Below are 13,416 nucleotides of genomic sequence, written 5' to 3'. Positions count from 1 at the left end.
CCTCTTACGCCTTCAGCCCTTGGACCGAGATCCCGGAGACTTCTTCGTTGAGGGGCGACCTCCTGTGGTCGGCTTAATGCGAATTCGCATACTGCCGCCCTCGGGATGCTCCATGTCGAACGCTTTCGTCTTCCGCACTAGATCGCTCAGTTTGCGGAAACCGAACGTCCGAGGATCAAAGTCGGAAGCGAGATTGGCGAGCTGGGTGCCGACGGCTCCCAGTGAGACCCAGCCGTCTTCGCTCTCCATCTGAGCGATCACTTTCTTGATGATCGGCGTCGCGGCACTTGGGGATTTGAGGGCTTTGCTCGCAGGGGCGGAATCTTGGTTGGCGGCTTGCTCGGCCACCGACAGGTTTTCCGTGTATATGAACCGTCGACAGGCCTGACGGAAACTCTCAGGCGTCTTCTGCTCGCCGAACCCGAAGACATCGACACCCTGCTCGCGGATGCGGGCCGCAAGCCGGGTGAAATCGCTGTCAGATGATACGAGACAGAAGCCGTCGAACCGTCCGCTGTGCAGCAGGTCCATCGCATCGATTACCAGCGTGATGTCGGAGGCGTTCTTACCTGTCGTGTATGCGAACTGCTGCTGGGGAATGATGGCATGCTTCGACAGGATATCGGCCCAGCCCTTCGAACGCGCGCTGGAGAAGTCGCCATAGATGCGACGGACGCTGGCCTCGCCGATCTTGGCGATCTCCTCGAACAGGCCGTCGGCGATCTTGGCCGATGCGTTGTCGGCATCGATCAGGACGGCAAGACGAGGGGAACGGGTTTCTGACGGCATGGTGATCTCCAAAAAAATACAGTCCGCACGGCTACGCGCTGTGTCAACGCTTCAATTCCGCAGGTTCAACGGCTCGTCAGGGAACCTTGCCGAACAGGTCGCGCTAATACGGGGTCCGACAGCTCATCGCTGCCATTAACGTTGAAGTTGCCCTTCTAGGGCGATAGTCGGGGGACAGGGATGGGTTTACTGAGGCGGAAATAGTGGAATTATTTCTTTTGGTCATAGCGATTGCGGTCGGGTATTCCGTCTTGACCAAATTGGGGCTGATCAAGGACGATACCAAAACCCCGCCTGCGACCAGGAAGCCGACGGCTCCCCAGCCTCCCATCAAGGACGACTATCAACATCGCGTTCGTGACTGGCGCGCAAAATGGGAGCCGCTCGTCGATCGCACGAAGTGGATACCATCCGCGACGGCCGAGAGAATTCTCGCTCAGTTCCCAGCCCCGGCCAAGTCACACTTTTCGCTGGACAGATTGTTGCACAAAGATTCCCCGCTCGAGGAATTGAAGACGGATTTCAAAAACAACAACGACCTGTTTCGGGCCACGCAGAAAAAGCTGCTGAAACCCCTTTTCGATTCCGTTGAGAAAAATCCGCTGACTGATGAGCAGATCGACGGCTGCATCTGCATGGACAGCAGCGTGCAAATCGTGGCGGCTGCCGGATCAGGGAAAACGTCGACGATGGTCGCCAAGGCTGGTTACGCCTTGCATCAGAAATTGGCCAACGGAAGACAGATTCTTCTTCTCGCATTCAACACGAATGCGGCCCAGGAACTTAGAGATCGAGTCAAAGCACGTCTCGCGAACTTCGAGGGTGCCGATGACGTCAGGGTAGAAACATTTCACGGATTTGGCCTGCACGTGATCGCAACAGCGAGCGGTGAGAAGCCCTCGCTGGCTCCCTGGCTCGAACAGTCGGGTCAAGATGTCGAGATGATTGGCACGATCATCAAAGACCTGTCCACCCGAGACCCAAAATTTCACAACGACTGGAACATTTTCCGTCTCGTTTACGGCCGCGATATCGGTCGGCGAGGTGCCGCGCCTGAACCCGATGCCTATGATAAAGGCCGGGTTGGGCACCGAACTGCCAATGGCGACATCGTCAAGAGCAAGGAAGAACGGCTGATAGCCGACTGGCTGTTTTACCACCATGTCGCGTATGAGTACGAACGCGTTTACGAGCACAAAACCGCGACCGAAACACATCGACAATATCAGCCCGACTTCTATTACCCCGATATCCAGCTTTACCACGAGCATTTCGCTCTCGGGGCCGACGGTAAGGCTCCGGATCACTTCGACGGCGATTATGTCGAAGGCGCGAAATGGAAGAGGTCCTTGCATGCGGAGATGGGCACCGCACTCTTCGAGACCACTTCGCACGAGATTTCGACCGGTGCTGCACTATCCAAGTTGGAAGCCGAGTTAAGGAAGCGCGGACAAACAATCCGTTTTGATCCGGATCGCGAAGCGAAAGGCCTCCAGCCGATCAGCAACAAGGAACTGGCTAATACGGTTCGGGTTTTTCAGCAGCACGTGAAGAGCAATGGTCTCACGCCGCCTCAAATGAAAGAGGCGGTCGCCAAACAGCTAAATGACGGCCATGCTGCGCGCATCCTGCTGTTCATAAAGCTGTTCTATCAGATCTCCGAAGAGTGGGAACGAAGACTGAGAGAGGGCGGCTGGATCGACTTCGAGGATATGCTCATTCAGGCCGGACAGTATATCGAAGCCGGGACATATCAGAGCCCTTTCAAAATGGTTCTCGCTGACGAGTTCCAGGATTCCTCCCGCGCCCGTATTCGCCTTTTGAAGGCTTTGTCTGACGAAAAGAACGGTCAGGTCCACCTGTGCGTCGTGGGTGATGATTGGCAGGGCATCAACAGGTTCGCTGGCGCGGACATATCGGTGATGACCGAATTCGAGAAAATCTTCCCCTATGCGTCCCGGCTGACATTGGGAACGACATTTCGGTGTCCCCAATCGCTCTGCGACATCTCCAGCAGGTTTATCCAGGCGAACCCTGTCCAGATCAGAAAGTCAGTCAAAACCACGAGCACCTATTCGAATGCGTCCGTCTTGGCGTTCGGCTTCAAAGACATGGCCAATTCTCAGGGGCACGTGAGAGAACAGTTCGATCTCATGCGCCGCTATATCGAGGAAGGGAGGCTAAAGCCCAGTAGCGGGGATCGGATCACCGTCCTGCTGCTCGGACGCTATCGAAGCGACACCCCGAGCCATTTGAGGTCTTGGCAACGCAGATTCGGTGATGTCCTCGATATCTCCTTCAAAACGATCCATTCATCCAAGGGATTGGAGGCCGATTACGTAATGCTGCTGAACGTAGTCGAAGGGTTCCGCGGTTTCCCCAGCCAAATCGAAGACGACCCGCTACTGCAGATTCCGATGCCTGCCCCGGACCCGTACCCCATGGCCGAAGAGCGGCGACTTTTCTACGTGGCATTAACCCGCGCAAAGAGACAGGTTCGAATTTATACGAGTTTGGCAACTCCGTCCCGTTTCGTCACCGAACTCGTCACGAAGGGCGGCCTCAAGATCGAAGCCGTTGACGGCGAGTTGCAGGAGCCGTGCCCGAAATGCCGGATTGGGGTCCTCAAACTTCGCACCGGGAAGTTTGGAGATTTCGAGAGCTGCAGCACCTGGCCACGTTGCGACTTCAAACGGAATGTCGCCGATACTGACAAGGCGACAACAGTTCATTGGCTACAGAACGAGGACCGCTCGATCTTGTAAGTCTCCGAGGAGACCTTCGTCAGATTCCCCGATCCGATATCGTAGTAGGCACGGACGCAGGTATCGTAGTCGCCCACACTCGTGTCCATCCATTCGGCCTGCAGCAGCGTGCTGTCGATCCCGTATTTCATCTGGAGCTGATAGTTTTCCTCGCCGCCGAGCGGGAAGTCGACAACCCTGCCATCGCGGGCATCGATCAGGAACGCGAAGATGCACGATGAGCCGCAGCCGATTTCGATCAGAGTGAAATGACCGCCGAAGTTCGGCCCGGCTTTCATGCCGTTGTTGATCCGCGTCCGGAAATGGGCGACCGACCCGGTCATTTTCGGGAGGACGGACTTACCCTTGAGGTAGATTTTCGTCGGGTAGTCAGCGAAATGCGGTTCGGCGGCCGCCGAAGTCGCCGCGAGGAAGGTGGCGGCCAACACCGCCGAAATCAGTTTCTTCATGTTGCCCCAATCCCCTGAAAGGACGGTGATGCCGCCGGCTATCCGCCGTGTCAACAATATCCCGGCTACCGGGCGAGCGGCCCTATCGTATACGGGTTGACCACCCTGGGCGATGACATGAAGGCCCTGCTCGAGAATCTCTCCTGACAGTGAAAAGCCGTGCTGGGTGCTATCTTTTACATTCAGGCACAGCATCAGGAGTTCACGATGTCCAGGATCAGCCGCCGCAGGATGCTAATCGGAAGCGCCGTCCTCGGCACGACTGTTGCCGGAACTGGCATCGCGAGAGAGCAGGAGCCATCCGGCGATATGTCGGCATTGATTGAAGCACACGAGGCTGCCTACGCGGCGTTCATGTCTTCGATCCGAAAACCAGATGACGATCGCAATGACCATGCTGCACGCAGCCAGGCCGAAGAGAAGGCGCTGCTTGCCGTTTGCGGATATCCCACGGTCAGTGAAGTCGATCGACGAACCAAGGCGACGTACCTGCTCGAGATCGAGACGAGGGGAGAACTCGATCTAAGGGAGCATATGCAGGCCGTTCTGCTCTCGATGATGTGAGGGCACAAGTTCCCCAAAATGCTGACAGGGAGCCGAAGCTCCCTGTCAGGCGATCATTAGAATTTCGGCCGTCGACCATGCCCGTATGAGGATCGTGGCTTGGTTTCGGCTCCTTCGGCCAGATGGTGTGATCGCAACTGGTCGGGTCGCCCCGGGATTACCCAGTCCCGCGCGAAAACCGGCGGCGCCGGAAAGTGTCTCCATTTCATCATTGAGCTTGGTCAGTGCGTCACGCAGGAATGGAACATCTGCAGGAAGCGCGTCCCGGACCGTTATCTCCAACATGCTCAGTCGCTTCCTTGTCGAACCGTCTCTTCGTTTAGCGAGCCGGCCGGAAGAGGCTTCAGCAGCTCGGAATCCGGTTTGGTTAGATTGATCCATGCCGACCAGTCCACTGGTCGCAGCACGACAACCTGACGATTGTGGAAGGGCGCGATGTCCGGGCCGGGCTCGGTCGTCAGCATCGTGAAGGCCGAAGGATGATTACCCTGGCCCTCGCGCCAGATGCCCGCAATAGCCATGAAGGGCGCTCCGTTGAGCGTGAAACGATGTTTCGTTTTTGGGTATTTCTTGCCGGTGAACTCGAAAAATCCCGATGCCGGAATGAGACAGCGGTTGCTGTTGGCGAAACTTCTTCCTTCCGACCGAAAATTGAACACCGGCCCGCCTTTGGGTCCCGAAGGCGGAAAGCTGAAGTTCATCGAGACTAGCTCGACACTGTTTCCAGCTGCACGCATGACCGGCGCCATGTCGTTGATCCGGATGTCGTCGCTTTCTGGAAGATCGAGTTCGCTCTGCTGCGTGGGAATGCCAAGCTCAAGCGCCTGCATCATCTTGCAGTATTCCACCCACTTCACATGCTGTTCGTACGCGTTGCACATGGCTAAAGTTACGCCAGATCGGAAGATGTTTCGAGAGGGGGCGTCTCCCTGTCGGAACCGGGCTGTCGGCGAAGCTGAAGCCCCGCGAGGCGGGTCTTCACCCTTCGGGCGTCCATCCCGTGACGCGCAGCGGCGGAGCGTCGTGCAAAAAAAGGAAGGGCTTCATGTTTGCGGCGCTGCGGCGATGGGTCGAACAGAGACGGGCGATCCGGCGGCGTTGGTAGGCGGACGCCCGCGCCCTCGTCATCGCTGACGAGGTTAATGCCTATTACGAAGCGCAGCGCCGTGCAGCCCGGGCGCGGGTGCGCGGCGACCGCGCCGAATTCTTCCATTGGGCCAAGGTGGCTGCCGAGGTCGCCCGGCTGACGCCGCGGGCGGACATGGATGTGGACGTCGTGCAGGCGATCGCGGCCGGGGAAGAGCGTCGCCAAGGCTGAGGCTCGATTGCCTTGCCGCTTGCGCGCTACGTCTGGCAAGGGAAGCTGCGCCGCGGCCCGCAGCTCTCTGGACTCGAACATTTGCTACTTGCCGGCCGCGCCCTTGCCAGCCTTGCTCTTCGCGGCCTCCGGTTGCTGCCCCGAAAGTCCGGGGCGGGAATCGGACAGGAAGGGAGCGCGGAAGGTACGCGCAGGCGAATATGGAAAAAGCAGAGCTGGAAGAGCTGAAGGACAAGGTGTCGTGCGCCGCAGTGCTCGAGCGTGCGGGTTTCGGCCTCGATGTCAAAGAGAGCACGCGCAAGGCGATGAAGTATCGGCGCGACGCGGCGATCATCATCGTCATCCATGCCGGCAAGGGCTGGTTCGATCCGCTCTCTGACGGCAAGGGCGACGTCTTTCGCCTCGTCGAGCATCTCGAGGGCGTGTCCTTTGTCGAGGCCATGAATGACGTCGCCGATCTCGTCGGCTTCGTCCCCACCGAGCCAGCCTGGGAGCGTCGATCGCGGGACCGACAGCCCGATCTCTCCATCACCGAACGCTGGGAAGCGCGGCGCAAGCCGTGGCGCGGTTCGGCGACCTGGCGCTATCTCACCGACGCCCGCCTCCTTCCTGAACGCATCATCCGCGCCGCGATCGGTACCAACGTCCTACGCGAAGGCCCGCGTGGCAGCATGTGGGCGGCGCACGTCGATGCCGACGGCGCCGTCGCCGGCTGGGAGGAGCGCGGACCGGACTGGCGCGGCTTTGCGACGGGCGGCGCTAAGGTGCTGTTCCGGCTCGGCCGTCCCGATGCGCTTCGCCTCTGCATCACCGAGGCGGCGATCGACGCAATGAGCCTCGCCGCGCTCGAGGGCGTTCGTGCCGACACGCTCTATCTCAGCACCGGTGGCGGCTGGTCGCCGGCGACCGACGCAGCGATCCGCGCCCTCGCCGTCAAATCCGGCGCCCAGCTCGTCGCGGCCACCGACAACAACAAGCAGGGCGACATCTATGCCGGAAGGCTTCTCGCCCTTGCTGGGGACGTCGGACGAGGCGCCGAGCGGCTGCGCCCCGTGGCGGCTGACTGGAACGCCGATCTGAAAGTGAGAAAGGAAGCGCGAGGACGAGGAATAGAGGAGGGAGGCCGACTGCCGCATGCCCGCCGGGCGCGTCAAGGGTGAAGCTTCGCCCGGCTGCGCCGGCCCTTGACCCACCCGGGCGGAGAGGCGGCCGCGGGGGAGGGGTCCGCAAGGGCTGAAGATGATGGTGATCCGCGAGGGATGAACCGCGCTCCGGCCCGCAATGGCCAAGGAGCCTCCCATGCCCCTCCAATCCTCCATCCGCAAGATCTACTTCGGTGTCGCCGACCGCCGGCAGATGTTCCGTCTGTTCGACCGCCATGCCCAGCGGCCCGATCGTTGGCAGAACGACGACAGCGCGCTGTTCGCCGGAGAGTGGTTCGAGATCGCACGCGCCGAGCACGACTACATGCTCGACATCCTGCCGCCGCTCTGGATGCGAGGCGAAATGTTCGCCATGCGCGAGTTCCTCACCGACAGCGTCACCAGTGTCTTCTACACGCTGCGCATCGACGGCAAGACCCGCTACTTCCACGCCTATTGCGACCTGGCGCAGCCGCGTTCCCCGGTCGAGATGCGCGACGCCATCGTCGAGCGCGAGTCCTGGCCGGTGAAGGCCATGACGCATCACGAACGCCTGGAGCATGTCTGGAGCGCCACGCACGACGAATATCGTGACTATGCCGGGGACCGGTTCTTAGCCCAGTATCGCGGCAAACGGACCATCCTCGTCTATGGGCTGGGGCGGACCGAGCTCAAGCTACTCGACGATCTCACCGAGGAAGAGATCGCGGCCAAGCTCCCGGTGCATCTCAGGCACCTCCCCATCAAGACGGCGGCGTGAGGTGCGGGCGATGTTCACCTTCCCCATTCTTGGCGTCCGCAAGGTAATCGACCGCGGCATTGCCGATGCCGCCGCCAATGGCGGGTTCCGCAATCCCTATTACGGGACCCGGCCCGGCGAGGGCGAGCGGCCCGGCCTCTGGCTGGTCGGCGACGAGGGGGTCTATATCATGTCCAACGGCAAGCTCGCCGAGGGCTCTCGCGCACTCGTCGTCTATTCGGAGCAATGCCACCCGACCGGCAATCCCGACTGGTGGGACTACAAGCGCCGGCATTTCGGCGCCGATGACGGTATCGAGTTCATCGAGGCCGAGCGGCTGATCCCGCTCTTCGACCGCAGCATGCGGGCCACCCACCTCAATGTGCAGCTCACCGAGACCGAAATCGCGCTCTCGCTGATCACCCGCTGACTTTTCAAACCCGCGACGCCGATCGCCCGGCCGGACCTGTTCGGCTGGCGGTTTGCGCACGCCTTCACTTATGGAGACTTTCCAATGTCCAATGAGGATCCCTTCACCCTCGACCTGTTCGGCAATACCGCGCTTTCGTCCGGCCTCGGTCTCGGCGTCACCGCCTTCGGCAGCGATTTCGGAGCCGAGGATCCTGTGGACGAACGGCCTTCAGCCCCGGCCGCTCACGCCAAGCCCCTCCTGCAGCCCGCCGGACACGGGCGCGTCAATACAGCCACGGCTCGCGGCCAGAGCTTCTTTCTCGAAAGCGATCGCGGCCTGGCAAAGGGCTGGAAGCAGCGCGCCCGCGACAATCTGGCCGCTATTCGGCTCGCTGCGGAAATCGAGGCAGAGGACCGGCCGGCGACGCCCGAGGAACAAGCCCGGCTCGTCCGCTTCACCGGCTTCGGGGCCTCGGACCTCGCCAATGCCGTGTTCCGGCGTCCGGGCGAAACCGCCTTCCGGGACGGCTGGGACGAGATCGGCGCCGACCTCGAGGACGCGGTGTCGCGTCAGGACTATGCCTCGCTGGCGCGCTGCACGCAGTACGCCCATTTCACGCCGGAGTTCATCGTCCGGGCGATGTGGTCTGGTCTTCAGCGGCTCGGGTGGCGAGGGGGGAGGGTGCTCGAACCGGGCATCGGCACTGGCCTGTTCCCCGCGCTGATGCCAGCGGAATTGCGCGACCAGGTGCATGTCACCGGCGTCGAGATCGATCCAGTCACCGCCCGGATCGCCCGGCTGTTGGAGGCGCGGGCACGTATCGTCAACGCCGACTTCGCGCGCGCCGATCTGCCGGCCAGTTTCGACCTTGCCATCGGCAATCCGCCCTTTTCCGATCGCACCGTCCGCTCGGATCGTGCCTATCGGTCGATGGGGCCGCGTCTGCACGACTACTTCATCGCTCGTTCGATCGACCTTCTGAAGCCGGGCGGCCTCGCGGCCTTCGTGACGAGCGCGGGCACGATGGACAAGGCGGATTGTTCGGCTCGCGAGCATATCGCGAAGTCCGCCGATCTCGTCGCCGCAATCCGCTTGCCCCAGGGCAGCTTCCAGGCCGATGCCGCCACCGATGTGGTGGTCGACATCCTCTTCTTCCGCAAGCGCAAGCCGGGAGAGGCCGAGGGCGACGTTACCTGGCTCGACACCGACGAGGTCCGCCCGGCGGATGGCGACGAGATTGCGATCCGCGTGAACCGCTGGTTCGCCCGGCATCCCGATTTCGTGCTCGGCACTCATGCCAGCACGTCGGGCCCGTTCGGAGAGACCTACACCTGCCTCCCCCATCCCGGCGTCGATCTCGCGCAAGCGCTGTCCGAGGCGATCTCCCGTCTTCCGGAAGCCATCTATGACGGCGAGCCCGAGGCAATCGACCGCGACGGCGACGACATCGACGGGGCAGGGGAGTCGCTTCCCAACGCTCCCGCGATCCGTGAGGGCAGCTACTTCATCGCGTCGAATACGGCGCTGATGCAGATGGTCGATGGGGTTCCCGAAACCATCACCGTGCGCAAGGGGCGCAGCGCCGACGGCGTGCCCGACAAGCACGCCCGCATCATCCGCAAGCTGATCCCGATCCGCGATGCCGTGCGCGAAGTTCTCAAGGCCCAGGAGCTCGACCGACCCTGGAAGCCGGCGCAGATCAAGCTGCGCATCGCCTGGTCGAACTTCGTGCGCGCCTTCGGGCCGATCAACACCACGGTCGTCTCGACCAGCGAGGATCCCGAGACCGGTGAGGTGCGCGAGACGCATCGCCGTCCGAACCTGCAACCGTTTCTCGACGATCCCGATTGCTGGCTGGTCGCCTCGATCGAGGACTACGACCTCGAGACCGACACGGCCCGGCCCGGTCCGATCTTCACCGAACGAGTAATCGCACCGCCCTCGGCACCGATCATCGCCTCTGCCGCCGATGCCCTGGCCGTCGTTCTCAACGAGCGCGGCCATGTCGATGTCGATCACATCGCCGAGTTACTGCATGCGGACGCCGATGCTGTCATCGCCGAACTGGGCGACGCCATCTATCGCGACCCGGAGTCCGGCTCCTGGCAGACCGCGGATGCCTATCTTTCGGGCCAGGTCCGCGACAAGCTCAAGGCGGCCGAGGCCGCCGCCGCTCTCGATCCCATCTTCGAGCGCAATGTCCGTGCCCTCGTCGACGTACAGCCGGCCGACCTTGGCCCGTCCGATATCACCGCGCGTCTCGGCGCACCCTGGATTCCGGCTGCCGATGTCGTCGCCTTCGTCAAGGAGACTCTGGGCGCCGAGATTCGCATCCACCACATGCCGGAGCTCGCCTCATGGACGGTAGAGGCGCGCCAGCTCGGCTGGATGGCGGCCGGCACCTCGGAATGGGGCACCGAACGCCGGCATGCCGGCGAGCTCATTGCCGATGCACTGAACAGCCGCGTGCCGCAGATCTTCGACATCATCAAGGAGGGCCAGGCCGAGAGGCGCGTGCTCAATGTCGTCGAGACCGAGGCCGCGAAGGAAAAGCTCACCAAGATCAAGACGGCGTTCCAGACCTGGATCTGGTCCGATCCCGATCGCACCGATCGGCTGGCGCGGATCTATAATGACCGCTTCAACAATATCGCCCCGCGAAGTTTCAACGGGGACCATCTCCAGCTCCCGGGCGCCTCTGGCGCCTTTTCTCTTTATCGGCACCAGAAGCGGGGCATCTGGCGCATTATTTCGGCCGGCGCGACCTACCTCGCCCATGCCGTCGGCGCCGGCAAGACCATGACCATGGCAGCCGCCATCATGGAGCAGCGCCGGCTCGGTCTCATCGCCAAGGCGATGCTGGTGGTCCCGGGTCACTGTCTGGCGCAGGCAGCCCGGGAGTTCCTGGCACTCTATCCAACCGCCCGTATTCTCGTCGCCGACGAGACCAATTTCATCAAGGAAAAGCGGCACCGCTTCCTGTCGCGGGCGGCGACCGCGACCTGGGACACGATCATCATCACCCATTCCGCCTTCCGCTTCATCGGCGTGCCCTCGGCCTTCGAGCAACAGATGATTCAGGATGAGCTCGAACTCTACGAGACGCTGCTGACCAAGGTCGAGAGCGGCGATCGCGTCTCGCGCAAGCGCCTCGAGCGGTTGAAGGAGGGCCTGAAGGAGCGTCTGGAGTCGCTGGCCACCCGCAAGGACGACCTGCTGACGATCTCCGAGATTGGTGTCGACCAGATCATCGTCGACGAGGCGCAGGAGTTCCGCAAGCTCAGCTTCGCAACCAATATGTCGACATTGAAGGGCATCGACCCGAACGGCTCGCAGCGGGCTTGGGATCTCTACGTGAAGTCCCGCTTCGTCGAGACGAAGAATCCCGGCCGGGCGCTCATCCTCGCCTCCGGCACGCCGATCACCAATACGCTGGGCGAGATGTTCTCGGTGCAGCGCTATCTCGGCTACGCGGCGCTACTCGAGCGCGGTCTGCACGAGTTCGACGCCTGGGCCTCGACCTTCGGCGACGTCACAACGGAACTCGAGCTGCAGCCCAACGGCAAGTACAAGCCGGTGACCCGCTTCGCCACCTTCGTCAACGTCCCCGAGCTCATCGCCATGTTCCGCTCCTTCGCGGATGTAGTGATGCCCGAGGACTTGCGCGAATACGTGAAGGTGCCGGCGCTCTCGACCGGCACGCGACAGATCAGGACCTCCAAGCCGTCAGCCGCCTTCAAGCGCTACCAGGTCCTGCTCGATGCCCGCATCAAGGCGATCGAACAACGCGAAGGGCCACCCGAGCCGGGCGACGACATCCTGTTGTCGGTCATTACCGACGGCCGCCACGCGGCGATCGACCTGCGCCTGGTCGATGCCGACAATGACAATGAGGAGGACAACAAGCTCAACGACCTTGTTTCCAATGCCTTCCGCATCTGGCAGGAAACCGCCGGCAACGACTATGTCCGCCCCGACGGCAAGCCCTTCGAGCTATCCGGTGCCGCGCAGATGATCTTCTCGGACCTCGGCACCATCTCGGTCGAAAAGACCCGGGGCTTTTCTGCCTATCGCTGGATCAGAGACGAACTGATCCGCATGGGCGTGCCGGCATCCGAGATCGCCTTCATGCAGGATTTCAAGAAGTCCGAGGCAAAACAGCGTCTGTTCGCCGACGTCCGTGCGGGCAAGGTTCGTTTTCTGATCGGCTCGTCCGACACCATGGGCACCGGCGTCAACGCGCAGCTCCGACTCAAGGCGTTGCACCATCTCGACGTTCCCTGGCTCCCCTCGCAGATCGAGCAGCGTGAAGGTCGCATTTTGCGGCAGGGCAACCAGCACGATGTCATCGACATCTTCGCCTACGCCACCGAGGGTTCGATGGATGCGCAGATGTGGCAGAGCAATGAGCGCAAGGCCCGATTCGTCGCCGCGGCGCTCTCAGGCGACACCTCCGTTCGCCGACTGGAAGACCTCGGTGAAGGACAGGCCAACCAGTTCGCTATGGCCAAGGCCATTGCCTCGGGCGATCCACGCCTGATGCAGAAAGCCGGTCTCGAAGCCGATATCGCCCGCCTCGAACGCCTGCGCTTCGCCCATCAGGACGACCAGTTCGCCATCCGTCGCCAGCTTCGCGATGCCGAGCGGGATATTGAATATGCGACGCGGCGGATCGGCGAGATCGGGGAGGATCTCGCCCGTCTGGTCCCGACGGCCGGCGACGCCTTTGGCATGACCGTCGTCAGCGAGGCTTTCACCGAGCGCAAGCTCGCCGGTCGGGCACTCATGAAGGAGATTCTGACCCTCGTGCAGCTTCAGCACGAAGACGAGACCGTCATCGCCTCAGTTGGCGGATTCGAGCTCGCATATTCCGGCCAGCGCTTCGGCAAGGACGGCTATCGCTACACCACCATGCTGATGCGCACCGGAGCCGAGACGGAAATCGAATTGCCGGTCACCACCACGCCGCTCGGTGCGATCGCCCGGCTCGAGCATGTCCTTGCCGGCCTCGAGGAGGAGCAGGAGCGATATCGGCGTCGCCTCTCTGACGCCGAGCGGCGCCTCGCCTCCTATCGTTCGCGCGAGGGCGGCGCGTTTGCCTTCTCTACTGAGCTGGCCGACAAGCGCCGGCAACTTGGCGAGATCGAAAAGTCGCTTGCCGAAGACGCCGCGGCCGGCGGTGAGCGCGCCGCGGCCTAGCCTAGCCGGCCTCGAGGTGCCGCCGGTCGACGTCACCTG

At 62.0% G+C, this 13,416-nt stretch carries 11 protein-coding genes; 6 read left to right on the top strand and 5 right to left on the bottom strand.

Annotated features, from left to right (window positions below; translation table 11 throughout):
• Positions 1-12 precede the first annotated feature (12 nt).
• Entirely contained in the window at positions 13-789 is a 777-nt protein-coding gene (locus ACSQ3L_RS31070; protein ID WP_436163628.1) for an NYN domain-containing protein, read from the bottom strand.
• A gap of 203 nt (positions 790-992) precedes the next feature.
• On the opposite strand from ACSQ3L_RS31070, the gene ACSQ3L_RS31065 reads away from it, so the two are divergent.
• A complete protein-coding gene (locus tag ACSQ3L_RS31065; RefSeq protein WP_436163627.1) occupies positions 993-3,554 on the top strand; it encodes a UvrD-helicase domain-containing protein in 2,562 nt (853 codons plus the stop codon).
• On the opposite strand, the gene ACSQ3L_RS31060 is transcribed toward ACSQ3L_RS31065, so the two are convergent.
• On the bottom strand, positions 3,518-4,198 hold the full coding sequence (locus ACSQ3L_RS31060; RefSeq protein ID WP_436163626.1) for a hypothetical protein: 681 nt from the start codon (positions 4,196-4,198) through the stop codon (positions 3,518-3,520). The genes ACSQ3L_RS31065 and ACSQ3L_RS31060 overlap by 37 nt on opposite strands.
• Positions 4,199-4,210: 12 nt before the next feature.
• On the opposite strand from ACSQ3L_RS31060, the gene ACSQ3L_RS31055 reads away from it, so the two are divergent.
• Complete coding sequence (locus tag ACSQ3L_RS31055; RefSeq protein WP_436163625.1) at positions 4,211-4,567, top strand: hypothetical protein; 357 nt, start codon at positions 4,211-4,213, stop codon at positions 4,565-4,567.
• 45 nt (positions 4,568-4,612) lie between these two features.
• On the opposite strand, the gene ACSQ3L_RS31050 is transcribed toward ACSQ3L_RS31055, so the two are convergent.
• Genes ACSQ3L_RS31050 through ACSQ3L_RS31040 form a run of 3 tightly spaced genes read right to left on the bottom strand, consistent with a single transcriptional unit; the run spans position 4,613 to position 5,966 of the window.
• Complete coding sequence (locus ACSQ3L_RS31050; protein WP_436163624.1) at positions 4,613-4,852, bottom strand: hypothetical protein; 240 nt, start codon at positions 4,850-4,852, stop codon at positions 4,613-4,615.
• A gap of 2 nt (positions 4,853-4,854) precedes the next feature.
• The gene (locus tag ACSQ3L_RS31045; protein ID WP_436163623.1) at positions 4,855-5,448 is read right to left on the bottom strand and encodes an SOS response-associated peptidase; all 594 of its coding nucleotides are present in this window, start codon (positions 5,446-5,448) and stop codon (positions 4,855-4,857) included.
• Positions 5,449-5,456: 8 nt separating this feature from the next.
• Complete coding sequence (locus ACSQ3L_RS31040; RefSeq protein ID WP_436163622.1) at positions 5,457-5,966, bottom strand: hypothetical protein; 510 nt, start codon at positions 5,964-5,966, stop codon at positions 5,457-5,459.
• A gap of 119 nt (positions 5,967-6,085) precedes the next feature.
• Between ACSQ3L_RS31040 and ACSQ3L_RS31035 the strand changes: the two genes are divergently transcribed.
• The 4 genes from ACSQ3L_RS31035 (at position 6,086) to ACSQ3L_RS31020 (ending at position 13,377) form a co-directional block, all read left to right on the top strand.
• Positions 6,086-7,045: a DUF3991 and toprim domain-containing protein gene (locus tag ACSQ3L_RS31035; RefSeq protein WP_436163621.1), complete on the top strand. Its 960-nt coding sequence runs from the start codon at positions 6,086-6,088 to the stop codon at positions 7,043-7,045.
• Positions 7,046-7,184: 139 nt separating this feature from the next.
• On the top strand, positions 7,185-7,787 hold the full coding sequence (locus ACSQ3L_RS31030) for a DUF1419 domain-containing protein (protein ID WP_436163620.1): 603 nt from the start codon (positions 7,185-7,187) through the stop codon (positions 7,785-7,787).
• Between the two features lie 10 nt (positions 7,788-7,797).
• Positions 7,798-8,196 carry a DUF3085 domain-containing protein gene (locus tag ACSQ3L_RS31025; RefSeq protein WP_436163619.1) on the top strand — a complete coding sequence of 133 codons (399 nt, stop codon included), beginning with the start codon at positions 7,798-7,800 and terminating at the stop codon, positions 8,194-8,196.
• Positions 8,197-8,280: 84 nt separating this feature from the next.
• Positions 8,281-13,377, top strand: a complete 5,097-nt coding sequence (locus ACSQ3L_RS31020) for an N-6 DNA methylase (RefSeq protein ID WP_436163618.1) — start codon at positions 8,281-8,283, stop codon at positions 13,375-13,377.
• Positions 13,378-13,416: the final 39 nt, after the last annotated feature.

This window comes from Mesorhizobium sp. LjRoot246, from assembly GCF_964254115.1.
GTDB lineage: Bacteria > Pseudomonadota > Alphaproteobacteria > Rhizobiales > Rhizobiaceae > Mesorhizobium.
Note: the sequence above shows the minus strand (reverse complement) of the source record. Positions and strands in the feature narration are given on the sequence as shown.

What these genes read in the sequence shown, in the direction of transcription:
- ACSQ3L_RS31070 (WP_436163628.1), bottom strand. Translation starts at nt 789, where the DNA reads ATGCCGTCAGAAACCCGTTCCCCTCGTCTTGCCGTCCTGATCGATGCC.
- ACSQ3L_RS31060 (WP_436163626.1), bottom strand. Translation starts at nt 4,198, where the DNA reads ATGCTGTGCCTGAATGTAAAAGATAGCACCCAGCACGGCTTTTCACTG.
- ACSQ3L_RS31055 (WP_436163625.1), top strand. Translation starts at nt 4,211, where the DNA reads ATGTCCAGGATCAGCCGCCGCAGGATGCTAATCGGAAGCGCCGTCCTC.
- ACSQ3L_RS31050 (WP_436163624.1), bottom strand. Translation starts at nt 4,852, where the DNA reads ATGTTGGAGATAACGGTCCGGGACGCGCTTCCTGCAGATGTTCCATTC.
- ACSQ3L_RS31045 (WP_436163623.1), bottom strand. Translation starts at nt 5,448, where the DNA reads ATGTGCAACGCGTACGAACAGCATGTGAAGTGGGTGGAATACTGCAAG.
- ACSQ3L_RS31040 (WP_436163622.1), bottom strand. Translation starts at nt 5,966, where the DNA reads ATGTTCGAGTCCAGAGAGCTGCGGGCCGCGGCGCAGCTTCCCTTGCCA.
- ACSQ3L_RS31035 (WP_436163621.1), top strand. Translation starts at nt 6,086, where the DNA reads ATGGAAAAAGCAGAGCTGGAAGAGCTGAAGGACAAGGTGTCGTGCGCC.
- ACSQ3L_RS31030 (WP_436163620.1), top strand. Translation starts at nt 7,185, where the DNA reads ATGCCCCTCCAATCCTCCATCCGCAAGATCTACTTCGGTGTCGCCGAC.
- ACSQ3L_RS31025 (WP_436163619.1), top strand. Translation starts at nt 7,798, where the DNA reads ATGTTCACCTTCCCCATTCTTGGCGTCCGCAAGGTAATCGACCGCGGC.
- ACSQ3L_RS31020 (WP_436163618.1), top strand. Translation starts at nt 8,281, where the DNA reads ATGTCCAATGAGGATCCCTTCACCCTCGACCTGTTCGGCAATACCGCG.